Annotated in this window: 24 protein-coding genes; 14 read left to right on the forward strand and 10 right to left on the reverse strand. The window is 63.2% G+C overall.

The window, feature by feature from the left end; genetic code table 11:
- Position 1 precedes the first annotated feature (1 nt).
- Genes ACP7BZ_RS08415 through ACP7BZ_RS08435 form a run of 5 tightly spaced genes read left to right on the forward strand, consistent with a single transcriptional unit; the run spans position 2 to position 4,455 of the window.
- A complete protein-coding gene (locus ACP7BZ_RS08415) occupies positions 2 to 1,291 on the forward strand; it encodes a c-type cytochrome (RefSeq protein ID WP_426111999.1) in 1,290 nt (429 codons plus the stop codon).
- A gap of 6 nt (positions 1,292 to 1,297) precedes the next feature.
- Positions 1,298 to 1,474: a hypothetical protein gene (locus tag ACP7BZ_RS08420; RefSeq protein WP_426112001.1), complete on the forward strand. Its 177-nt coding sequence runs from the start codon at positions 1,298 to 1,300 to the stop codon at positions 1,472 to 1,474.
- The gene (locus ACP7BZ_RS08425) at positions 1,471 to 2,049 is read left to right on the forward strand and encodes a cytochrome C oxidase subunit II (RefSeq protein WP_426112003.1); all 579 of its coding nucleotides are present in this window, start codon (positions 1,471 to 1,473) and stop codon (positions 2,047 to 2,049) included. Before ACP7BZ_RS08420 ends, ACP7BZ_RS08425 begins: the two co-directional genes overlap by 4 nt.
- The gene (locus tag ACP7BZ_RS08430; protein ID WP_426112005.1) at positions 2,036 to 3,655 is read left to right on the forward strand and encodes a cbb3-type cytochrome c oxidase subunit I; all 1,620 of its coding nucleotides are present in this window, start codon (positions 2,036 to 2,038) and stop codon (positions 3,653 to 3,655) included. Before ACP7BZ_RS08425 ends, ACP7BZ_RS08430 begins: the two co-directional genes overlap by 14 nt.
- Complete coding sequence (locus ACP7BZ_RS08435; RefSeq protein WP_426112007.1) at positions 3,655 to 4,455, forward strand: c-type cytochrome; 801 nt, start codon at positions 3,655 to 3,657, stop codon at positions 4,453 to 4,455. Before ACP7BZ_RS08430 ends, ACP7BZ_RS08435 begins: the two co-directional genes overlap by 1 nt.
- Before the next feature lie 88 nt (positions 4,456 to 4,543).
- Here ACP7BZ_RS08435 and ACP7BZ_RS08440 read toward each other — a convergent pair whose 3' ends face one another.
- The 3 genes from ACP7BZ_RS08440 to nhaR form a co-directional block, all read right to left on the reverse strand.
- Positions 4,544 to 4,867, reverse strand: a complete 324-nt coding sequence (locus ACP7BZ_RS08440; protein WP_426112009.1) for a hypothetical protein — start codon at positions 4,865 to 4,867, stop codon at positions 4,544 to 4,546.
- An 83-nt stretch (positions 4,868 to 4,950) separates the two neighbouring features.
- Positions 4,951 to 6,291 carry a hemolysin family protein gene (locus ACP7BZ_RS08445; protein WP_426112011.1) on the reverse strand — a complete coding sequence of 447 codons (1,341 nt, stop codon included), beginning with the start codon at positions 6,289 to 6,291 and terminating at the stop codon, positions 4,951 to 4,953.
- Positions 6,292 to 6,370: 79 nt separating this feature from the next.
- Positions 6,371 to 7,279, reverse strand: a complete 909-nt coding sequence (gene nhaR / locus ACP7BZ_RS08450) for a transcriptional activator NhaR (protein ID WP_426112013.1) — start codon at positions 7,277 to 7,279, stop codon at positions 6,371 to 6,373.
- Positions 7,280 to 7,428: 149 nt separating this feature from the next.
- Here nhaR and ACP7BZ_RS08455 point away from each other — a divergent pair, with 149 nt between their 5' ends.
- The 4 genes from ACP7BZ_RS08455 to ACP7BZ_RS08470 all read left to right on the forward strand — a co-directional run bounded on the left by ACP7BZ_RS08455 (position 7,429) and on the right by ACP7BZ_RS08470 (position 10,581).
- Complete coding sequence (locus tag ACP7BZ_RS08455) at positions 7,429 to 8,502, forward strand: DUF475 domain-containing protein (RefSeq protein WP_426112015.1); 1,074 nt, start codon at positions 7,429 to 7,431, stop codon at positions 8,500 to 8,502.
- Between the two features lie 138 nt (positions 8,503 to 8,640).
- The gene (locus ACP7BZ_RS08460; RefSeq protein WP_426112017.1) at positions 8,641 to 9,216 is read left to right on the forward strand and encodes a TerD family protein; all 576 of its coding nucleotides are present in this window, start codon (positions 8,641 to 8,643) and stop codon (positions 9,214 to 9,216) included.
- A 51-nt stretch (positions 9,217 to 9,267) separates the two neighbouring features.
- Positions 9,268 to 9,963 (forward strand): TIGR00266 family protein, encoded by a 696-nt coding sequence (locus tag ACP7BZ_RS08465; RefSeq protein WP_426112019.1) that lies wholly within the window; start codon positions 9,268 to 9,270, stop codon positions 9,961 to 9,963.
- A gap of 33 nt (positions 9,964 to 9,996) precedes the next feature.
- Entirely contained in the window at positions 9,997 to 10,581 is a 585-nt protein-coding gene (locus ACP7BZ_RS08470) for a TerD family protein (protein ID WP_426112021.1), read from the forward strand.
- Between the two features lie 141 nt (positions 10,582 to 10,722).
- On the opposite strand, the gene ACP7BZ_RS08475 is transcribed toward ACP7BZ_RS08470, so the two are convergent.
- The 7 genes from ACP7BZ_RS08475 to ACP7BZ_RS08505 all read right to left on the reverse strand — a co-directional run bounded on the left by ACP7BZ_RS08475 (position 10,723) and on the right by ACP7BZ_RS08505 (position 16,536).
- Entirely contained in the window at positions 10,723 to 11,139 is a 417-nt protein-coding gene (locus ACP7BZ_RS08475; RefSeq protein WP_426112023.1) for a hypothetical protein, read from the reverse strand.
- A 124-nt stretch (positions 11,140 to 11,263) separates the two neighbouring features.
- Complete coding sequence (gene rpoH, locus ACP7BZ_RS08480) at positions 11,264 to 12,163, reverse strand: RNA polymerase sigma factor RpoH (protein WP_426112025.1); 900 nt, start codon at positions 12,161 to 12,163, stop codon at positions 11,264 to 11,266.
- Between the two features lie 397 nt (positions 12,164 to 12,560).
- Positions 12,561 to 13,481: a permease-like cell division protein FtsX gene (ftsX, locus tag ACP7BZ_RS08485; RefSeq protein WP_426112027.1), complete on the reverse strand. Its 921-nt coding sequence runs from the start codon at positions 13,479 to 13,481 to the stop codon at positions 12,561 to 12,563.
- Complete coding sequence (locus tag ACP7BZ_RS08490) at positions 13,478 to 14,137, reverse strand: cell division ATP-binding protein FtsE (RefSeq protein ID WP_426112029.1); 660 nt, start codon at positions 14,135 to 14,137, stop codon at positions 13,478 to 13,480. Before ACP7BZ_RS08490 ends, ftsX begins: the two co-directional genes overlap by 4 nt.
- Before the next feature lie 10 nt (positions 14,138 to 14,147).
- Positions 14,148 to 15,164, reverse strand: a complete 1,017-nt coding sequence (gene ftsY / locus ACP7BZ_RS08495; RefSeq protein ID WP_426112031.1) for a signal recognition particle-docking protein FtsY — start codon at positions 15,162 to 15,164, stop codon at positions 14,148 to 14,150.
- 53 nt (positions 15,165 to 15,217) lie between these two features.
- Positions 15,218 to 15,385, reverse strand: a complete 168-nt coding sequence (locus ACP7BZ_RS08500; protein ID WP_426112033.1) for a hypothetical protein — start codon at positions 15,383 to 15,385, stop codon at positions 15,218 to 15,220.
- A 170-nt stretch (positions 15,386 to 15,555) separates the two neighbouring features.
- The gene (locus ACP7BZ_RS08505; RefSeq protein ID WP_426112035.1) at positions 15,556 to 16,536 is read right to left on the reverse strand and encodes a MerR family transcriptional regulator; all 981 of its coding nucleotides are present in this window, start codon (positions 16,534 to 16,536) and stop codon (positions 15,556 to 15,558) included.
- Positions 16,537 to 16,886: 350 nt separating this feature from the next.
- On the opposite strand from ACP7BZ_RS08505, the gene ACP7BZ_RS08510 reads away from it, so the two are divergent.
- From ACP7BZ_RS08510 to ACP7BZ_RS08530, 5 genes are read left to right on the forward strand one after another with little or no spacing between them, the layout of a single operon-like run.
- Entirely contained in the window at positions 16,887 to 18,221 is a 1,335-nt protein-coding gene (locus ACP7BZ_RS08510; protein WP_426112037.1) for an NAD(P)/FAD-dependent oxidoreductase, read from the forward strand.
- Complete coding sequence (locus ACP7BZ_RS08515; protein WP_426112039.1) at positions 18,208 to 19,020, forward strand: DUF1365 domain-containing protein; 813 nt, start codon at positions 18,208 to 18,210, stop codon at positions 19,018 to 19,020. The genes ACP7BZ_RS08510 and ACP7BZ_RS08515 overlap by 14 nt, the downstream gene beginning before the upstream one ends.
- Positions 19,017 to 20,258: a class I SAM-dependent methyltransferase gene (locus tag ACP7BZ_RS08520; protein ID WP_426112041.1), complete on the forward strand. Its 1,242-nt coding sequence runs from the start codon at positions 19,017 to 19,019 to the stop codon at positions 20,256 to 20,258. The genes ACP7BZ_RS08515 and ACP7BZ_RS08520 overlap by 4 nt, the downstream gene beginning before the upstream one ends.
- A 20-nt stretch (positions 20,259 to 20,278) precedes the next feature.
- The gene (locus tag ACP7BZ_RS08525) at positions 20,279 to 20,842 is read left to right on the forward strand and encodes a chalcone isomerase family protein (RefSeq protein ID WP_426112043.1); all 564 of its coding nucleotides are present in this window, start codon (positions 20,279 to 20,281) and stop codon (positions 20,840 to 20,842) included.
- A complete protein-coding gene (locus ACP7BZ_RS08530; protein WP_426112045.1) occupies positions 20,839 to 22,128 on the forward strand; it encodes an MFS transporter in 1,290 nt (429 codons plus the stop codon). The genes ACP7BZ_RS08525 and ACP7BZ_RS08530 overlap by 4 nt, the downstream gene beginning before the upstream one ends.
- The last annotated feature ends 43 nt before the right edge of the window (positions 22,129 to 22,171 follow it).

Raw genomic sequence — 22,171 nt, forward strand, 5'->3', positions numbered from 1 at the left:
CATGCGTAAGATTGTTGTAGTTGCCGGCGCACTTGCCGGCCTGGCGCTGGTGGCAGTCGCTGCCCTGTATCTACTGCGACCGGGCATGTTGCCGCAGCCGGCGGGCGCGCCGCTGGCGGTCAGCCCGTCGACCCAGTTGATCAACCGCGGCGAATATCTGGCGCGCGCCGGTGACTGCGTCGCTTGCCACACGGTGCCAAACGGCGCCATGTTTGCCGGTGGCCGCGCCATGGCCACCCCGTTCGGCAACTTGTATGTGCCGAATATCACCCCGGACGACGACACTGGCATCGGTCACTGGAACGCCGACGAGTTCTACCGCATGCTGCACACCGGTGTCTCGCGCGACGGCAAGCTGCTGTACCCGGCCATGCCGTTCGCCTCCTACACCCAGGTCACGCGCGCCGATTCCGATGCCATGTATGCGTACTTGATGTCGAATCCGCCCGTCAAGCAAAAGAACCGTGAGCACGAATTGCGCTTTCCGTTTAATAACCGCGATCTGCTGATCGGCTGGCGCAGCCTGTATTTCCGTGAAGGCGAGTACGAGGCGGTCGCCTCCCAGAGCGTCGAGTGGAACCGCGGCGCCTACCTGGTCAAGGGACTCGGCCATTGCTCGATGTGCCACACAGCCATCAATGCGCTGGGCGGCTCGTCCGAATCGAAGGCCTTTGAAGGCGGCATGATTCCGAACCAAAACTGGTACGCGCCCTCGCTCACTTCGAGCCGCGAAGCCGGACTGGGTGACTGGGACATCAAGGATATTACCGACCTGCTGCAGGTGGGAGCGTCGCACCGTGGCACCGTCTACGGGCCGATGGCCGAAGTGGTCTACGACAGCCTGCAGTACATGACCGATGCCGACGTCAAGGCGATGGCGGTGTACCTGAAAGCACTGCCGCAAAAAGACGCGGCGGCGCCGCTGGCCTCGCAGGCAGCGCTGGTCAGCCCGAACGTGATGGAAGTCGGCCGCAAGACCTATGTGGCGCAGTGCACCGTCTGCCATGGCGCCGAAGGGCGCGGTCAGACGCCAGCCTATCCCCCGCTGGCTGGCAACAACTCGATCACCATGGCCTCGCCCGTCAATGCCGTGCGCATGGTGCTGTACGGCGGCTATGCGCCGGGCACCGCCAAGAATCCCCGTCCGCACGGCATGCCGCCGTTCGCCCACATTCTCAGCGATGACGAAGTGGCCGCCACGGTCACTTATATTCGTGTGTCGTGGGGCAACAACGGCACGCCCGTCACGGGCAAACAGGTCAACAACCTGCGTCCGCTTTTACCGGAGTAAGCAAGCATGACCCATCCAGACGATGACCCCGTTTCGGTCGACGCCCAGCGCAAGATCGACGATATTGTCGCCCAGGGACCCGGCGGCGCTTTCGCTGTCGCCGGTGTTGCCACCGTAATCGTGATCGGCATGTTCGTGCTGTTCTATCTGCTGGTTTATCTGCCGCGCGGGGCCGTCCAATGACGCCGTCACCAGGCAATACCGACAAGCACCAGCTATCGGCTGACGTCGCCAACGCCGCCGAGCGCCGCTGGGCGTTTGTGGTCGGCGCCATCACCGTGGTCATCCTGGGCATGATGATTTTTACGGGACTGCACTACGCCGCCATGCCGCCGTCGCGGGTCGAAACGGTGGACGTCAAGACGCTGCACCTGCGCGGCGAATTTGTCGAGAATAATCTGGGCACGGCAGTCGAAGCGGACGGCCGTGTGGTGGTGCGGCTGGTTGCGCAGCAATACTCGTTCACGCCCCAGTGCATCGTCGTTCCGGCCGGCAGCCCGGTCACTTTCCGCGGCACCAGCAGCGACGCCATCCACGGCTTCGTGGTGGGGCGCACCAACGCCAATACCATGTTGATCCCCGGTTTTGTTTCCACCTTCACGACGACATTTACGAAAACAGGTGAACAGCTCATGCCTTGCCACGAATACTGCGGTACCGGCCACGAGGCCATGTGGGCCCGCGTGCAAGTGATCCCCCGCGAAGAATTTCTGGCGCGCGCCGCCAGCACCGAAAGGATGAGCTGTGTTTCACGCTAAGCGCCTCGTCCTGGCCCACTTCTGGGTCGCCTTCGTTGCCTTCTTCGCCGCCATCGTGCTGGGCGAATGGCAAATGTACGTGCGCAGTCCGCTGGCCACCTGGGTCAACAATCCCGAGCATTACTACCGCTCCGTCACTGCCCATGGCACCGTGATGGCGTATGTGCTGCCGACCCTGGTGGCGATGGGCTTCGGTTATGCGATTACCGAAATTACCCTCAAGCGCCCGTTGACCGGGCTGCGCTGGGCCTGGGCCGCCTTCGGCCTGGTGATTGCCGGCACCTTGATGGCGGCTGTCACCATGGCCACCGGCAACGCGTCGGTGCTCTACACCTTCTATCCACCGATGCTGGCCAATCCCTTCTATTACCTCGGCGTGGTGCTGGTGGTGGTCGGTTCGTGGATCTGGGTGGCCCTGATGTCGATCAATCTGTACCGATGGCGCCAGGCCAACAAGGGTGGCACCGTGCCGCTGGCCATGTACGGCAACCTGGCCGGCGCCTACCTGTGGGCCTGGACCTCGATCGGCGCCGCCGTCGAAATCCTGGTGCTGATCTTGCCGGCCTCGCTGGGCTTGACCGACACCATCAACGCCGGTCTGGCGCGGGTGCTGTTTTCGTGGACCCTGCACGCCATCGTCTACTTCTGGCTGATGCCGGCCTACATCGTGTTCTACACCATGTTTCCGTCTGCCATAGGCGGCCGTCTGTATAGCGATACCATGGGCCGCGTCGCGTTTGCCCTGTTCCTGGTGTTCTCCATGCCGATCGGTATCCACCACCTGTTTGGCGACCCGCAGGTGGGCGCCGGCTTCAAGTTCATGCACGCGGCGATGACGGCGATGGTGTCGATTCCCACCCTGCTGACGGTGTTTACCATCGTCGCCTCGGCCGAGATCGTCGGCCGCCTGCGCGGCGGACGCGGTGTGTTTGGCTGGGTGCGGGCGCTGCCGTGGGGCAATCCGATGATGCTCGCCGTCACCTTCGCGTTTGTCATGCTGGGCTTCGGTGGTGCCGGTGGCATCATCAACATGAGCTACCAGATGAACGAGACCATCCACAATACCCAGTGGGTGACGGCGCACTTCCACCTGATTTTCGGTGGCGCCATCGTCATCATGTACTTCATGATCGCCTATGAATTGTGGCCGAACCTGCGCAATTGCCTGCCGCTGTCGGCGCGCCTGATCAAGACGCAGCTGAGCCTGTGGTTTGCCGGCATGCTCATTCTCACCATGCCGTGGCACCTGGTCGGCCTGATGGGCGCGCCGCGCCGCATGGCGTATTACGACTACACCCATCCGGCCCTGCAGTCGCAGGCGCTGGGCGTGATTCTGTCCGTCATTGGCGGGCTGATCCTGGTGGTGTCGGCGGCGCTGTTCATCTACATCCTGGCGACGGCGAAAAAGGCCAGCGCGCCGGTGCCGGCTTACGTGTTCAGCCGCGCCGTGCACCCGGACGCCAAAACGCCGAAGGTGCTCAATGAATTCCGCCTGTGGATCGCCATGATGATCGCCCTGACCGTGGTCAATTACGGTTATCCGGTGGTGCAACTGGCGATGACACCCCAGGCCTATGTGCCGGTCATTCCGATTGGAGCCCGTTAATGCAAGCTGATCTCAACAAGGGCAGCAGTCTGGCTCGCCTGTGCATCATCGCCCTGATCGTCGTCACCGCGCTGTCGGCCGCCGTCGGTTTCCTCTGGCTGCCGTCGGTGAAAGCGGACTTTAACGCCCGCGGCGTGTGGGACTCGATCTGCCGCGCCGCCGGCGCCCCGCGCAGCTGGGGTGGTGCCAGTGGCGGCGTGCAGACGCCGCAAGTGGCCACCAATGTGATCTTGCTGCCAGCGATGGCGCGCACGGCCGACTCCGCCGTGCTGGGCCGTGGCGCCACCCTCGCACTGAACTGCACCATGTGCCATGGCGCGCTGGGCAACAGCCGCTCGAACGCGCCCAACCTGGCCGGCCAGTATCCGGAAGTGATCGCCAAGCAGCTGCATGATTACAAAACAGGCAAGCGCAGCCATGCGCTGATGAACGCCCTGTCAGCCGGCCTGAGCGACGACAATATCGCCGAGCTGGCAGCCTATTACGCCAGCCTGCCGAAAGCGCGCACGGCGCCCACCGTCTACGGCGAGAGCTTGCCGGCACTGGTGCGGGTGGGCGACCCGATGCGCAATATCGCCCCCTGCATTTCCTGCCATGGCGGCGTCGACCAGAAGCTGGGGGCGCCGTGGCTTGAAGGCATGCCGAACGCGTATCTGACGCTGCAACTGCAAGCGTTCAAGAGCGGTGCGCGCGCCAACGATGGCGAGCAGCAGATGCGCAATATGGCGCGAAATATGACGACGGCCGAGATCGATCAGGTGGCGCTGTTTTATGCGCGCAAGACGGTGGCAACGCAGTAAGCAAGTCTGCTCAGTTCGAAAATGGGACAGTCATTTCGGTGCCTGTCCCGTTTTTCGTCGCCTGAACGCTACCGGCGCGCCGCAGTTTTTATTCCTGGTGCGCCTTCACTTCATCGGCAATCTGGTCGCCCCCACCCTGATTTTCGCCGAGCTCGGCGTCACTATTATCGGTGCTGCCAGCCGGCGTCGTGCGCGCTGCCGGCGGCGGCATGCCGAGTGCGCCGCCCACTCCCGGGTCGAGCGCGGCACCGGTCGATTTGATCGCCCCCGACGATGGTGGCGCGTTGTAGTCGGGGGTCTGTAGCACTTCTTCACCGGCCACGCGGTCGGCATCGCTGCGCGCGTGCGCGCTCGCCGGATGGGCCGGCATGGCTTGCTGGCCTGGCAGTTCGAGATCTTTGTTGATGGTCATGATGGACTCCTGAGTTGATCAGTCGATCATAACGAGATTCACGCAAACACGGCCTGGTGTTGCCGTGCGGCCATACGCGGCACTCAGTCCATGTCATCCATATCGCTGTCGCGCTGCAGCTGCGGGATCACTTTGACCAGCACGATGCGCGGTCCATTCATTTTTTTTACCACGATATCGAACTTTGAAAACTCGATGCGCTGACCCTGCTTGGGGATGTCGCCCAGCTTGACCATCAGCAGGCCGCCGACCGATTCGACTTCATCGAGGCCCATTTCTTCATTTTCAATGTCGATGCCGAGCGCCCGTTCGAGCGAGAAAATCGGCAGGCTGGCCTTGCCGATCAGGGTGCCGTCTTCCTGCCTGAGCCAGTCGTTTTCGTTGAGGCGGAATTCGTCATGGATTTCGCCAACCATGGCGCCCAATAAATTGTCGAGCGTAATAAAACCGACCGGGCGCTTGCCTTTTTCACCAATCAGGGCGAAGTGCGGTGCCCCTTCCCGGAAACGGCGGAACATGTCTTGCGCCTTGGTGCGCGCCGACATGGTTTCGACCGGCCGCAGGTATTGAGCCAGGTCGAGCAGGGGACGGCCCGACTGCTGGGCAAAAAACAGGTCTTTCATGTGAATCACGCCCAGCACGTCTTCGCCATTCCTGTCGAAATACGGGTAGCGACTGAAACGGTTGCGGCGCATGGTCTCCAGGTTGGTTTCCAGCGGCTTGGTGGCGTGCAGGGCAATCACTTCATTGATCGGGCGCATCAGATCGGCCACCGTCAGCTGGGAAAAATCGAGCGACTGCGCCAGGATGTGGCGCTCGTCGCGCGTGTGTTTTTCGCCCGGCTGGCTGGTGCGCAAAATCAACTTCAATTCTTCGGTCGAATAATGGGCGTCGTGACCGCCCTTGCCGTCGAGGCCGGCCATGCGCAGCACCAGGTTGGCGCTGCCGTTGAGCAGCCAGATGGCCGGGTACATGGCCCAGTAAAAGGCATACAGGGGCAGGGCGCTGTACAGGCCGATGACTTCCGGATTGCGGATGGCCAGCGACTTCGGCGCCAATTCGCCCACCACGATGTGCAGGAAAGAAATAACGCTGAAGGCGAACACGATCGACACCCCATGCACCACCTCGGGCGAGGTCACGCCCAGCATGGCGAACAGCGGTTCGAGCAGACTGGCAAAGGCCGGCTCGCCGACCCAGCCCAGGCCCAGCGACGCCAGGGTGATGCCGAGCTGGCAGGCCGACAGGTAGGCGTCGAGCTTGCCATGGACCTTGGCCAGGATGCGCCCTTTCAGACCCTGACTACGGGCGATGGCACGGATACGGGTTTTGCGCAGGGTGACGATGCCGAATTCGGCCGCCACGAAAAAACCATTGAGGACGACCAGCAGGAGGGCCAGCAAGACTAACAGGAGGTTGTGCATAAGAGTGGTTGAGGTTGGGGAACGGGCGCGGCTGCAACAAAGGCGGCAGCGCTCGCATTTTCAAAAAGCATTGTACCGTTCAGCCGGCGTCCAGTCCGCTTGTCTGCGCGGCGCCGATAATCGCCTCGACGCCGGGATGCTGGATTTTTCGCTCGTTCGAGATGGCAAAAAACTGTTCACGCACGGCATCGACCTGGCCCACCGTCACCGCGCCGAACTGCGCTTCCATATCGCCCGCCAGCAGCGAGGTGGCAAAGAACAGGCCGAGACCGCGCCGGCCAAAGGTATTGAGCAGCGCATTGTCTTCGAATTCGCCGACGATGTCGGGGCGCACCGCGTGCAGGCCGAACCAGTCGTCGATCTTGGCCCGCAGTGCATTGTTGCGGGTTGGCAGCAGGAACGGTGCGCCATTCAGGCTGCGCGGAAAATCGCCGCTGTGCGCCGCCGCCAGCGCCGGCGTGCCCACCACCATGGTGGCGCTGTCGAACAGCAAATGGCTGAACACTTTCAGGGTGCTGCCGCCGCGCACCGGGCGGTCGGTCAGCACCACGTCGAGTTTATGCAGGGCCAGATCGGCCAGCAGGGCGTCGAACTGGTCTTCATAGCAGGCCAGCCGCACCTTGCGTTCGAGTTGCATGGTCGGCTCGAGCATGCGGTAGGCCGCCAGCTTGGGCAGCGAATCGGAAATGCCCACCGTCAGGCGGATTTTTTTGGTGTCCACCTCGGTGAGGGCGTCCTGCATCTGCTCGCCCAACAGAAAAATCTGGTCGGCATAGCGCAAGGCGGTGCGCCCCGATTCGGTCAGCACCAAGCGCCGTCCCTGCTGGCTGAACAGGGCGGTGCCGACCTGCTGCTCGAGCTGCGAGAGCTGGGTGCTGACGGTTTGCACCGCCAGGCCCAGCCGCTCGGCGGCGCGGGTCACGCCGCCTTCCTTGGCCACCACCCAAAAGTAATACAGGTGACGGAAATTGATGTCGGATTGTTTCATTGTTCTGTTTTTCGGAAGTATTGCTCCTATTATCTTCGCTATTTCAATTGCGTGCACGTCGTTACACTGTTGTTCATCAATTCAGTTGTTGCGTTGCTTTGTTGATTTTCAAATAAGAAATTTTTGTATATAAAAAGAAAGGGCGCTTCATGAAGCATTTTCGTATTTCATTTTTGGTGACCTTCATCTGCCTGGCTACGGCCGGCTGGTGGGGCTACACGCACGGCGGCTGGTCGGCTGCCCTGACGGCGCTGGGCGTGGCGGTCATCCTCGGCATCATGGAAGTCTCGCTGTCGTTCGACAATGCCGTGGTCAACGCCTCGGTGCTCAAGACCTGGGACGAATTCTGGCAAAAGCTGTTTCTCGGCGTCGGCATCATCATTGCCGTGTTCGGCATGCGCCTGCTGTTCCCGCTGGTCATCGTGGCGCAGGCGGCTGATCTGGGCTTGCTCGAAGTGTGGAACCTGGCGCTGTCCGATCCGAAGCAGTATTCGGCGCACCTGACCGCCCACCATGCTGAAGTGGCTGCCTTCGGTGGCATGTTCCTGCTGCTGGTGTTCCTCAATTTTCTGCTCGACGACAGCAAGGAAATGCACTGGCTCGGTCACATCGAAGAGAAGATCGGCGCGCTTGGCAAGGTGTCGTCGATCTCGGTGATGATCGCCCTGGGCGCCCTGATGGCGTGTCTCGGCCTGGTGGAAGAAGCGCAAAAGATGGTGGTGCTGATGGCCGGCCTGTGGGGCATCCTGATTTATGTGGGCGTTGACACCCTCAGCAGCCTGCTGGAGAAAGACTCGGCGGAAGAGGCTGGCGCAACGAACGGCGCTTCCGGCGCAAATGTGGGAGAGTTGGTCAAGCGCGGTGGTGTCGGTGCCTTCCTCTACCTGGAAGTGCTGGACGCGTCATTCAGCTTCGATGGTGTGATCGGTGCGTTTGCCATCACCAATGACGTCGTCATCATCATGCTGGGCCTGGCCATTGGCGCCATGTTTGTGCGCTCGATGACGGTGTACCTGGTCAAGCAGGGCACGCTCGACGAGTTCGTCTACCTGGAGCACGGTGCCCACTATGCCATCGGTATCCTGGCCTTGATCATGCTGGCCAGCATGAAGTACCACATCCACGAAGTATTTACCGGTCTGATCGGTGTGGCTTTCATCGTCGCCTCGCTGTACTCGTCGATCAAGCACCGCCGCCAGAACAAGGTATTGGCCAGCGCCTGATCCGTCACTCAGGCAGCGCCACACAGCGGGAGCGAACGGCCGGACACCCCGTCGCTCCCTGTCAGAAGTAGCTGGTGTTCGAACGCTGTACATCGCGTACTTGTACGCACTCAACCAACCACTTAGGAGATTCACATCATGGCAATCAGTCTGCAAAAAGGCGGCAACGTCAACCTCAGCAAAGAAGCCCCAGGCCTGTCGAAAATGATCGTCGGCCTCGGCTGGGATACCCGCAGCACCGATGGCGCCGCCTTCGACCTCGACGGCGCCGTGTTCTTGCTGGGTAGCTCGGGCAAGGTCCGCTCGGACGCCGATTTCGTCTTCTACAACAACCTGAAGTCGGCGGACGGCTCCATCGTCCACTCGGGCGACAACCTCACCGGTGCCGGCGACGGCGACGATGAAACGGTCACCATCGACCTGGCCAAGGTGCCGGCCGATATCGACAAGATCGTCGTCGGCGTGACCATTCACGAAGCCGAAGCGCGCAAGCAAAATTTCGGCCAGGTGTCGAAGGCATTCGTGCGCTGCGTGAATGCCGCCGGCGGCGTTGAAATCGCCCGCTACGACCTGTCGGAAGACAGCTCGACCGAAGCGGCGATGATTTTCGGCGAAGTCTACCGCGCCGGCAGCGACTGGAAATTCCGCGCCATCGGCCAGGGTTTTCAGGGCGGCCTGGGGCCACTGGCGAAGAACTACGGCGTCAACGTCTAGTCCTGATCCGAGATTTGACCACCTGAACGCCGCACGAAAGGACGCCATCAAATGCCAGTATTTACCGTAACCGAGGATGTCGATCCCTTTCTCCATGTGGCGCTCAGCCGTGGCGACACCATTTATTGCGAGTCGGACGCCATGGTGATGATGGAAGCGACGCTCGACTTGAAGGGCAAGATGAAAGGCGGCATCGGCAGCGCGCTGATGCGCACCTTTGCCAACGGCGAATCGTTCTTTCAGCAGCACATCGAAGCGGTGCGCGGTGATGGCGATTGCCTGCTGTCGCCCACCTTGCCCGGTGCCATGCAGATAGTCGATGTGGGGCCGAACAATTACATCATCAGCGATGGCGCGTTTGTGGCCGCCAGTTCTGGCGTCGACCTGAAGGTGCGCACCCAGAGCGTGGGCAATGCCCTGTTCGCCCAAAGTGGCGGCTTTTTTGTCACTGAAACGGGCGGACGCGGCCAGGTGGTGGTGTCCGGCTTCGGCTCCATGTCGGTGCTCGATGTCGAGCCGGGCAAGGACGCCATCATCGACAACTCGCACGTGGTGTGCTGGGACAGCACGCTGCGCTACGAAATATCTATCACCACCGGCAACAGCGGTGGCTTTCTCGGCAATTTGATCAACAGCCAGACCAGCGGGGAGGGCGTGGTGTTGCGCTTTTCCGGCAAGGGCAAGGTGTATGTCTGTTCGCGCAACCGCGCGGCGTTTCGCGCCTGGGCGCAAACGGGCGGGCGCTAAGCCTTACCACCAATGAGAAACAAGGAGCAACATATGTCAGTCAGTCTGCAAAAAGGCCAGAAAATTTCCCTCGATAAAGAGGCCGGCGGCGCGCTCACGCGCATCATCATGGGCCTCGGCTGGGACGCCATCAAGAAAAAAGGCTTGTTCGGCTTTGGCGCCAAGAGCGAGTCGGTCGACCTCGACGCCTCCTGCCTGCTGTTCGACGAGAACGGCAAGGCAGTCGACGCCGTCTGGTTCCGCCAGCTCAAAAGCCAGGATGGCAGCATCGTCCACACGGGCGACAACCGCACCGGTGCCGGTGACGGCGACGACGAGCAAATCATCGTCGACCTGGCGCGCGTGCCGCCGCAGGTGAAGTCGCTGGTCTTTACGGTAAATAGTTTTACGGGCCAGAATTTTTCGCAGGTGGAAAACGCTTACTGTCGCATCGTCAACGCCGCCGACCAGAAGGAAGTGGCGCGTTACGACCTGTCGGTGCAGGGCGCGCACACGGCGCAAATCATGGCCAAACTGTACCGCCACAACAATGAGTGGAAGATGCACGCGATCGGCGAAAACGGCAGCGGCCGCACCTTCGATGATTTGATGCCGAAAATTACGCCGCATTTGAATTAAGGCGTCGTCTTTTACGGTGCCATCCGTTTCTCTGGCAGTGCCCTTGGCAGGCGCCGTGTATGCGGTGCCTGCTTTTTTTGTCAGGAAAATCGGGACCGGCACCGTGCGGCGCCAGTCCCCATTCTCCCAACCCGAACGTCGTTACTGGCCCGCCACCTTCTGCACTTCGAGCACCACCGCGCGCTGCTCGACCGGCAGCGTGCTGACGCCTTCGAATGAAATGCCAAAACGCACCCCCCGCACCCCGGACACCTGCGTCGCCTCGACTTGCTGGCCGGCGTAATCGAGGGCAAACGCTTGCGTGCCGCTGGGGCTGGTCAGCACAAAATGGTAGCTGACCTTGCCAGCCCAAATGCACTGTGCGTTGGTCGGGCAGCGGCTGTCAGTAAAAGCATCATAGCGCACGCTGGCGCCGCCGCCGATGGCGACCGACTCGGTCGGTTGCAGCGGATAACTGCCGTCAGCCAGCGGCCGCGCGGGCGGCGTGCCGGCGCAACCGGCCAGGGTATAGAGCAGGAAAGCGCCGCACAGTTTGGTCCACATAATAAGTTGTCGCATCGATGCGCCCCGGCTGATGAAGGCCGATGGTAGCACGGCGCGCCGCGTCCTTGAAGCGCGTCACTGGCCTTCTGTGAACGCAAAAAAAGGCGCCCGCAGGCGCCTTGGTCGAGGTGCAGTCGCCTTATATAAACGACGACAGCGCACCCTTCATTTTTTTCAGCGCCGCCGACTCGATCTGGCGAATGCGCTCGGCCGAAACGCCGAATTCTTCCGCCAGCGCGTGCAAGGTTGCACCCGAACCGTCGTCGTTGGCCAGCCAGCGTGCTTCGACAATCCGGCGCGAGCGCGGATCGAGCTTACCGAGCGCCGTTTCCAGGCCTTCCGACTGCAGGCGCGTCACTTGCGCCGCTTCGATCACCTTGGTCGGCTCCGACAGATCGGACGACAGGTAGGCGATCGGCGAAAACTTGTCATCCTCGTCGTCGGTGGGCGCTTCGAGGGCGATGTCGCGGCCCGACAGCCGGGTTTCCATCTCGATCACTTCTTCGCGCTTGACGTCGAGCAGCTTGGCCAGCGCATCGATTTGCGTCGGCGACATGGCATCGAGCCCCACCTTGTTGCTACGCAAATTGAAAAACAGTTTGCGCTGGGCCTTGGTGGTGGCCACCTTGACCAGACGCCAGTTTTTCAAGATGTACTCGTGCATCTCGGCCTTGATCCAGTGCATCGCATACGACACCAGACGCACGCCCTGATTCGGGTCGAAACGCTTGACTGCCTTCATCAGGCCGATATTGCCTTCCTGGATCAGGTCGGCGTGCGGCAGGCCATAGCCCAGGTAGCCACGGGCGATCGACACCACCAGGCGCAGGTGCGACAACACCAGTTCCTGGGCGGCGCCCAAGTCGTTGTGCTCTTGCAGACGCTTGGCCAGCGAGATTTCTTCTTCGTGGGTCAACATCGGCAGACGATTGACTGCCGAAATATAGGCATCAATATTGCCAAGATTGCCAGTGAAGCCCAATCCCAGCGCCCGATTTCCTGTTGGAATCAGTGCAGCCTGTGCGGACATCGTCGTCATGTAATCCTCGTGTGTGTGGTGCGGCGTACTGCGAAGTTTCTGGGTGCCGGCGGTGGAATGGTCAATGCCCCGCCAGTGAAATCATAGTTTAGCACTCTCTTGGTAGGAGTGCCAATTGACCCGTACTATGGCTTTGATAGGAAATAAATTTCTGAATTGCATCAAAATGGGGGCGACCAATTCACTCTAGTGGCCGCGTGCAGCAAGGTCTTTGATGTAGCGCATGCGTGACTGGATCGCTTCAGAGGCCGCGCAATGAGGACAGCATAGATTGTCCCTTTAAATTGCACTGTGTGGCTGCGCACACAGGGGCGCCAGGGGAAGTCTTCTTACCCTGGCGCTTGGCAGTATTCTGACAGCGGCGAATTAAACGACGCTTAACGGGGCCGGATAAATGTCAATGCAGGCGTGCCAGGTGACGCTGCACCGACAGGATGGCGCCCACCAGGCCGAGCCCGGCGCTAACGGCCAGGCAGGCGGCTGCGCCCAGCGGTGGCAGGGCCAGCAGCTGGAATTGGCTGGCGTACAGGCGTGCAAATTCGGCAATGGCGACATTCAGCGGGCGCAGCGCCAGCGCCACCGCCCCCAGCGCCACCGCGCCAGAAGCCAGGCCCAGCAAGGCGCCCGTGTAATAAAACGGCCGGTGAATAAACACGTCAGTGGCACCGATCAGCTTGGAGACGGCGATTTCATCGCGCTGGGTCAGCACTTGCAGGCGGATGGTGTTGAACACCACGGCGATCACCACCATCCCCAGCGTTATCGCCAGCAACAGCAGCACCAGCCGCAGGATGCCCAGCAGGGCGGCCAGACGCTTGACCCAGGCCGAATCGATTTGCACCGTATCGACCCCGGGCAGGGCGCGCAACTGTTCGGCGAGTGCATCGACACGGCTGGCATCGGCGGCATTGTTGACGCCGTTGAGCTTGATGACGAAGCCATCCGGCAGGGGATTTTCCCCCAGTGTGCCGATCACATCGGTCAAGCCACTTTTTTCCTTCAGCGTGGCCAGCGCCTGTTCGCGCGCGACAAAGGTGATGTTTGCCTTGAACGGTTTGAGGACCTCGCGCAAGCGCGGCGTGAGCGCCTCGGCGTCGGCGCGCGCGGCGTGCGGCGTCATGAACACGCTCATTTCCGGGTCGACCGACAATTGCTCGGACACCGGGCGTACATTTTCGAGCAGGGTCAAGCCGGTAAATGGCAGCGCCAGCGCGATCGCTACCACCATCACGTTGAACAGAAAACTGCCGGGCGCCTTGCGCACATTGCCGAGCGCGGCGCCAAAGGCGAAGCGGTGTTGCCGCAGCCAGCGGTTCATGGCTGCTCCTTGACCAGTTCGCCCTGATTGAGGCGGATCACGCGGGCGGCGCCATCGAGCACCAGGTCGTCGTGGGTGGAAATGAGGCAGGTGACGCCGGCGCGGTGGAAGGCGCGCAGGGCATCGAGCACCTTGTCGGCGCTGGCGCGGTCGAGGTTGGCGGTCGGTTCATCGGCCAGGATGATTTGCGGCCGGTTGACGATGGCGCGGGCGATCGATACGCGCTGCTGCTCGCCGCCCGACAGTTCGAGCGGCAGGGCGCGCGCGCGCGCGAGCAGACCCACCTTGTCGAGGGCAGCGCGGGCGCGCTGCTCGGCCTCGCTTTTCGAGGCGCCCGTGACCAGCAGCGGCATCATGGTGTTGGCCAGGATGTTGCGGTCATTGAGTAATTTTTGCTGTTGAAAGATCAGGCCCAGGTTGCGCCGCAGGAAAGGCACGCCTTCGCGGCGCAGCCGGCCGATATCCTGGCCGTTGACCAGCACGGCGCCGCTGGTGGGGCGCTCGATGGCGGCGATCATTTTCAGCAGGGTCGACTTGCCGGCGCCGGACGGCCCCGCCAGGTAGACCAGCTCGCCCCTGGCGATCTCGAGGCTCACTTCGCGCAGGGCGGTGGCATGGGCGGAATACTGCTTGCTGACGGACTGGAATGAAATCATGGTCTCGTGCTCAGCCGAGCAAGGCTTCGACGAATTCGTCGGCCTTAAACGGTTGCAAGTCCTCGATCTTTTCGCCGATACCAATAAAATACACGGGGATCGGGCGGGTGCGCGCGATCGCTGCCAGCACGCCGCCCTTGGCGGTGCCATCGAGCTTGGTGATGACCAGGCCGGTCAACTGCAGCGCCTCATCAAACGCTTTCACTTGCGCCAGGGCGTTTTGTCCCGTATTGCCGTCGATGACCAGCAGCAGTTCGTGGGGAGCGCCATCCATGCCCTTGGCAATGACCCGCTTGATTTTTTTCAGCTCTTCCATCAGGTGCAGCTGGGTCGGCAGGCGGCCTGCGGTGTCGACCATGACGACATCCATTTTTTTCGCTTTGCCGGACTGCACGGCGTCATAAGCGACGGCGGCCGGGTCGCCCGATTCTTGCGCGATGACGGTGACGTTATTGCGCTGGCCCCACACCATCAACTGTTCGCGGGCGGCGGCGCGGAAGGTGTCGCCGGCCGCCAGCAGCACCGATTGCTGGTACTTTTGCATATGCTTGGCGAGTTTGCCAATGGTGGTGGTTTTGCCGGCACCATTGACGCCGGCAATCATCATTACCAAAGGCTGGTGGCGGCCCAGTTCGAGCGGCTTTTCCAGCGGCCGCAGCAGATCGATCATCAGCACCTTCAGCGCAGCCTTGACGGCGGCAGCATCGAGCAGGCGCTCATCCTTGACCTTGCGGCGCAAGCCATCGAGCAGGAACAGGGTGGCGTCCATGCCGGCGTCCGACATCAACAGGGCCGCTTCGAGCTCTTCATATAAATCTTCATCGATCTTGGCGCCGACAAACAGCAGCGACAGGTTCGACGAGGTTTTCGACAGTCCCGCTTTTAAACGTGCCATCCACGACAGCTTGCGCTGCGCTTCCATGCCGGGGCGCTCGGCTGTTTCGCTGATCCACTCGGTCGCTTCAGCGGGGGCGGCGATGGCGGCGGGAACCGGTGCAAGCGCGGTAAGCGTGGCAGCCGGGGGCATCGTGGCAGCCGTGGCTGCCGGGGCCGCCGCGATGACTGCGGCGGGCGGCGGCGTCAGTGGTGGCACAAACGTGCTGGTGGTGCCATAGCGGCGCGCAGGCGCTGCCGGCGTGCTGCTGGGGTCAGCGGGCGCTGGCGCAGGGGCCGGCGGAGCAGGCGCGAGAGCTGCAGGAGCGACTGGCGCAGGCGCTGGCGCGACTGGCGCAGGCGCGGCTTCGACAACAGGCGGCTTTTTCTTGAAAAAACTGAACATGGATCTCTGAGGGGGCGGGCGCTGCATGCACATGCCGGGCGGCGCCGGGCACGACGAATCGATTGGCGGGTATTTTACCAGAGCGATGTGCGCGCGGCGCCGCCGCGGCGCCCTTGTGTGCCGTGGCGCCGTGCTGTCGTCAGGCGGCCTGCGCGGCAGCGAACGCGCCCGCCGCATGCCGGCTGCGCCAGCGCTGCACGGCGGTGCCCACGCTGGTCAAGTCGAGCACGGTGCCAGGCGGCAGGTGACGGCGTGCCATGGAGACGCCGGCGCCGCCAGCCCACACCTCGACCCCCTCGCCCAGCCGCGCGCGCAAGTCGTTGATGTTGTCGACCGCCGCCCGTGGCGAAGTCACCCCCGAAAACGACAGGGCAACGATATCGGCGTGCTGCGCCTTGACGGCATCGACGATCTCGGCCAGCGGCGTTTGCACGCCCAGCGAGATGCAGTGCGCCCCTTCGACTGCCAGCAGCGCTTCGACCATCAGCAAACCGAGACCGTGGCGTTCCTGCGGCACCGTGGTGAGCAGCACGCGCGGCTGGCGCTGATGGTGGGGATCGTTCGCTGCCGCATGCGCCTGGACAGCGCTGGCCTCGGCAATCGCATTGCGCAGCACCGTCTGCAGCATGTCGGCAAACAGGTGTTCTTCAAACACCGCCAGCTGTCCCTGGGTCCAGGCCAGCCCCACCGCCCCCGTCAGCGGCGCCACCAGCTCCACCACGCAGCGCTGCAAGCCGTCGTTGGCAATGGTGTTGGTGAGCAGCTGGCGCAGCTCGGTCATTTTGTGCTCGCGCAGCAATGTCAGGCAGGTGGTGATGTGAGGCGCGTCCATGGCGCAGGCGGCCGGGCCGCTGCTGGCCTTGCCGCCCAGCTCGGCCAGCGCCGCCGGCTCGAGCGCCATGATCTTGCCGGGCCGGTAGCCCTGGTCGAGCAGGCGCTTGACCATCGTCAGCTTGTGCACCTGTTCGACAGAGTAAGCCCGTTCACCGTTGGCATCGCGCTGCGGACGCGGAAACGCGTAGCGGCGTTCCCACACCCGCAGGGTTTCCTTGGCGATGCCAACATCGCGTTCAACGTCGCTGATGCTGAAAAAGACCGGCGTAGTTTGGGTATCAGTCATAAAACAATTCCAGGGGAGGCGTCGCTAGATTGCTGTCGGAACAATCGCCGTCGCGGTGCGATGCACCATTCTACCGCGACCATCAATTGTTACGGCAATGTAAATTTTAGTTAGTTTGATTTTATTGTTTTAGGCTGAACAAAGCGGACGTCTGTGGTCGAAAGTTAAGTTCGAGCAAGATTATCAACGCGTGCAACGGAAATTTGATACTTTTGAATCTAAAGTCGGAAATTCTACGTATAAACTAGCGACGGTTAAATTTGTCCATGACAAACGCGGCTAGACACAATTATCCCACAAAGTTTCAACCTTTTTACGGCGATGGCCAGGACAGACTCGAGTACATGGTAATGAACACGAAAATTGCAGTGGTGGGTGCCGGCATTTCCGGCCTGGCGTGCGCGTATCGCCTGGTGCAGGCCGGCTTTGCGGTCACCCTGTACGAAGCGGGCGCCTATTTTGGCGGCCACAGCAATACCGTCGATGTCAGCGTCGATGGCAAGCGCTTTGGCGTCGATACGGGGTTTTTGGTGTTCAACGACCGCACCTACCCGCAGCTGATCGCCCTGTTCGATGAACTCGGCGTCGACGTCGCTCCCAGCGACATGTCGTTTTCGGTCAAGCTGCCGCTGGAAAACGGCGGCGCGCTCGAATGGGCCGGCGCCAGTCTCGACAGCGTGTTCGCCCAGCGCCGCAACCTGCTGCGCCCGCGCTTTTTGCGGATGGTGGCCGACATCGTGCGCTTTAACGGCGAAGCGACCGCGCTGGCCGAAAGCGGCGTGATCGACGACGTTGGCCTGGGCGACTGGTTGGACGCGCGCGGCTACAGCGTGCAGTTTCGCCACTGGTACCTGCTGCCGATGGCCGCCTGCATCTGGTCATGCCCGTCGGACCAGATGCTGGCCTTCCCGCTCGCCACCTTCGTGCGCTTTTGCCACAATCACGGCCTGCTGCAGGTGAATAACCGTCCGCAGTGGCGCACCGTGCGCGGCGGCTCGCGCCAGTACGTCGACAAGCTGCTGGCGGGGATCCCGTCGCGCCGCCTGCAGCAGGCGGTCACCAGCGTGCAGCGCGACGTCGGCGGCGCGCACCCGGTGCGCGTGACCACCGCTGCCGGCGCCGACTACTATGACCAGGTGGTGATGGCCTGTCACAGCGACCAGGCGCTGGCGCTGCTCGACGCCAGCGCCGCCGAAGCCGACGTGCTGGGGGCGATCACCTATCAGCCCAACCGCGCCGTGCTGCACCTCGATGCCAGCTGCCTGCCGCGCCGCCGCAAGGCCTGGTCGGCGTGGAATTACCAGAGCACCGCTGCCAGCGCCGGCACGCCCGACGTCTGCGTCCACTACCTGCTCAACATGCTGCAGCCGCTGCCGGTCGACACCCCTATCATCGTCTCGCTCAATCCCATCGATGCACCCGACCCGGCCAAGGTGATCGCCAGTTTTGATTACGCCCATCCGGTGTTCGACGCCGCCGCCGTGGCTGCCCAGGGCCGCATGACGGCGCTGCAGGGCCAGCGCGGCACCTGGTTTGCCGGCGCCTGGCTCGGTTACGGTTTTCATGAAGACGGTCTGAAGTCGGGACTGGCGGTGGCCGCTGCGCTGAAGGCGCTGGCGTCGGCATCGCCGGCATCGCCGTCGCCAAGCACCACGGCGCAGGTGGCACAGCATGCCGACGCCTGAACCGGTGCCGGCTGACGTCGCCCAGCTGTGCTTCGGCAGCGTCGGTCACCGCCGCCTGCGGCCGGTGGCCAACGCCTTTCGCTACCGCGCCTATTATTTGCGCCTGCCCCTGCGCAGCCTGAGCGATCCGGCCAGCGCGTGGCCCAGCCGCCTGTGCCGCCGCAACCGCTTTGGCCTGCTGTCGTTTTATGACGCCGACCACGGCGACGCCAGTGGCGACCTGCTAGGCTGGATCAGCGCGTTGCTGCATGCCGAGGGAATCGACGACGCCGATGGCCAGATCTGGCTGCAGGCCATGCCGCGCGTGCTCGGCTACGTCTTCAATCCGGTCTCGTTCTGGTTTTGCCAGCGTGCCGACGGCAGCCTGCGCGCGGTGCTGTGCGATGTCCGTAACACCTTCGGCGAGCGCCATTTTTATTTGCTCGACGACGGCTTCGCCATGGAGCAGGGCGCCGCACTGCACGCGCGCAAGGTGTTTCACGTTTCGCCCTTCAACCCGGTCGCCGGCAGTTACACCTTCCGCTTCGTGCGCGTGCTGCAGGCGCAGGCGGCCGGCACGGCCGAGCGCACCAGCGCCGCCATCGATTACTGCGACGACGCCGGCGTCCTGCTGCAAACGAGTATCAGCGGGCTGGCCCGGCCGCTGTCCGACCGCAGCGCCGCCGCCGCCTTTTTTAGCTATCCCATGCAAAGCGTCGGCGTCATGCTGCGCATCCATTACCAGGCGCTGCGCCTGTTCCTCAAGCGCGCGCCGTTCTATCCGAAACCCGCTCCGCCCCAACAAAAGGTGACCCGATGACTTATGAAACCATGCCGACTGCTGCCTCCCAGGTCGGCGCCCCTGCCGCCAACGGCAGCACCAAGGCGCCGCCGGCTGCTGCCCGCGTCATCCTGTCGCTGCTGGCGCGGCTGCGCCACGGCGCGCTGACGGTGCACTTGCCCGACGGCGCCGTGCGCCACTTCGGCAGCGGCGACAGCCAGGCCATCGTGCTCGAGCTGAAAAACTGGAACCTGTTCACGGCCGCCCTGCGCTCGGGCGACATCGGTTTTGCCGAAGCCTATATCGCCGGCGACTGGAGCACCACCGATCTGCCGGCGCTGATCGAACTGATGGCGCGTAACCGCGACACCATCGAGCAGCTGGTGTACGGCAGCTGGTGGGGCAGCCTGGTCTACCGCCTGCGCCATCTGCTCAACCGCAACAGCAAGTCGGGCAGCCGCAAGAACATCCACGCCCACTACGACATCGGCAATGCCTTTTACCGGCTGTGGCTCGATCCTTCGATGACCTATTCGAGCGCGCTGTACGGCGAACTGACGGGCGACAACCTGGAACTGGCGCAGGCAGCCAAGTACCGCCGCATCCTCGACCAGCTGGCACTGCCGGCGGACGCCAAGGTGCTGGAGATCGGCTGTGGCTGGGGCGGTTTTGCCGAAATGGCGGCGCGCGCCGGCAGCAGCGTGGTCGGCGTCACCCTGTCGACCGAGCAGCTGGCCTACGCCAGGGCGCGCATTGAACGCGCCGGCCTGGCCGCGCAGGTCGATTTGCAGCTGTGCGATTACCGTGACAGCAGCGGCCAGTTCGACGCCATCGCGTCGATCGAAATGTTCGAGGCGGTCGGCGAGAGCTACTGGCCGAGCTACTTCGCCTGCATCGCCGCGCGCCTGAAACCGGGCGGGCGCGCCTGCGTGCAAACCATCACCATCGCCGACGACCTGTTCGAACGCTATCGCAAGAGCACCGACTTTATTCAGCAGTTCATTTTCCCGGGCGGGATGCTGCCGTCGCCCACCGTGTTTGCCCGCCAGGCTGCCGCGCACGGCTTGAAAGTGGTCGACCAGTTTGGTTTCGGGCTCGATTACGCGCGCACCCTGGCGACCTGGCGGGTGGCCTTTCACGGCCAGCTCGAACAGGTGCGCGCCCAGGGTTTTGATGATACCTTTATCCGCACCTGGGAATTTTATCTGTGCTACTGCGAGGCGGCTTTCCGCGCCAAAAATACCGATGTGATGCACTTCACGCTGGTGAAGGTATGAAGCTGGGCTTGAGGCTTGGTATGAAAGCGCGCCGCGCGTTGACGACATGGCTGATGGCGCTGGCATGCATGGTTGGCATGCCGGCGCTGGCGGCGCCGCTGCAGGTGCCGGCACAAATACCGGCGCAGGTGCAGGCGGCAGTGCCGCAGGCGCGCCTGGCCGGCAGCGGCCAGTTCACTTATTTTGGCATCAAGGTCTACACGGCCGAACTGTTCGTCGGCCCGAAGGGCTATGCGGCCGACGCGCCGTTTGCCCTCGACCTGCGCTATGCGCGCCATTTAAAAGGGCGCAAGATCGCCGAGGCCAGCGCCGACCAGATGGAAAAAATCGGTGCCGGCACTGCGGCCCAGCGTCAGGGCTGGCTGCAAAAAATGCTGGCACTGTTTCCCGATGTCGCCGAAGGCAGCCATATCACTGGCATCAGCGTGCCTGGCCAGGGCGCCAAATTTTATCTCGATGGCGTCGCCATCGGCGCCATCGACGAGCCCGAATTTGCGCGCGCCTTTTTTGGCATCTGGCTCGATCCCGCCAGCACCGCGCCGGCCCTGCGCCAGGCCCTGCTGCGCCAGGCGGCGCCGCAGTGACGCCGGGCCGGACGGTGGGCCGGGCGCCGTTCGGCGCAGTCAACCTGCTGCTGTACGGGTTTTTTGGCCTGCCGCTGGCCATGGTGGCGCTGCCCATCTACGTCTACCTGCCGCAGTTTTACGCCGAGCGCGCCGGCATCTCGCTTGGCGCCATCGGCGCGGCGCTGCTGGCGGCGCGCATCGCTGCCGCGTTTATCGATCCCGCGCTGGGCTGGTGGGTCGGCCGCACTGCTGCCGGCAGGGCCGGCGGTCCCCGCTATCGGCGCTACGTCTGGTGTTCTCTGGCGCCCCTGCTGGCCGGTTTCATCGGCCTGTTTCACCCGCCCGCGCTGGGCGCCGGCGCCACCCTGGCGTGGTTCGGCGCCACCCTGATGCTGGTGTATCTCGGCTTTAGTCTGGCCACCATCGCCCACCAGAGCTGGGGCGCGGCACTGACCCAGGCGCCGGCACTGCGCGCGCGCGTGACTGGCACGCGCGAAGCGTGCGGCCTGCTGGGCGTGGTGCTGGCGGCGGCGGTGACGGCGGCGGCAGGCTATACGGCGCTGGCGATCGCCTTCTCGCTGGCGCTGCTGCTGGGCGCCGCGCTGCTCAGTCGCGCCGCACCGCCAGCCGCGCGCTCTGACGCTGCCGCCACGGCGCCGGCATTGGCGGCCGGCGTTGAAGGCATGCTGGCGCCATTTCGTCAGCGCCGTTTTCGCTCCCTGTTCGCGGTCCTGCTGGTCAACGGTATCGCCTCCAGCATTCCCGCCACCCTGTTCCTGTTTTTCGCCACCGACCGCCTGCGCCTGGGGCCGCTGGCCGGCCTGTTCTTGATCGTGTATTTCGTCGCTGCCGCCCTGTCGATGCCGCTGTGGGTGGCGCTGGCGCGCCGCTTCGGCGAAGCGCGCGCATGGGCCGGCGCCATGCTCGCCTCCAGCGTGGTGTTCGTCTGGGCGTATTTTTTGGACGCTGGCGCGGCGCTGGGCTTCGGCGTCATTTGCGCCCTGTCCGGGCTGGCGCTGGGGGCCGACCTGGCGCTGCCGCCGGCACTGCTGGCCGGTGTGGTCAAGCAGGCCGGCCAGTCCGGTCGTGGCGAGGCAGCCTATTTCGGCGTGTGGAACTGGGGCGTACAAATAACGCTGGCGCTCGCTGCCGGCATCGCCCTGCCGCTGCTGGGCTGGTGTGGCTATGTGCCGGGCCAGCAGGGCGGCGTGATCGCTCTCGCCGGCGCCTACGCGCTGCTGCCCTGCGTCTTAAAATGTGTGGCGGCGGCGATGTTATGGCGCGCGCCCCTGCGCGATTGTTAGCCGTGTTAACCGTATTAAGCGGTTTTTATCCCTTTTTTTGTCA

Origin of the sequence: Massilia sp. PWRC2, from assembly GCF_049896725.1 — a bacterium.
GTDB lineage: Bacteria > Pseudomonadota > Gammaproteobacteria > Burkholderiales > Burkholderiaceae_D > JAFCUW01.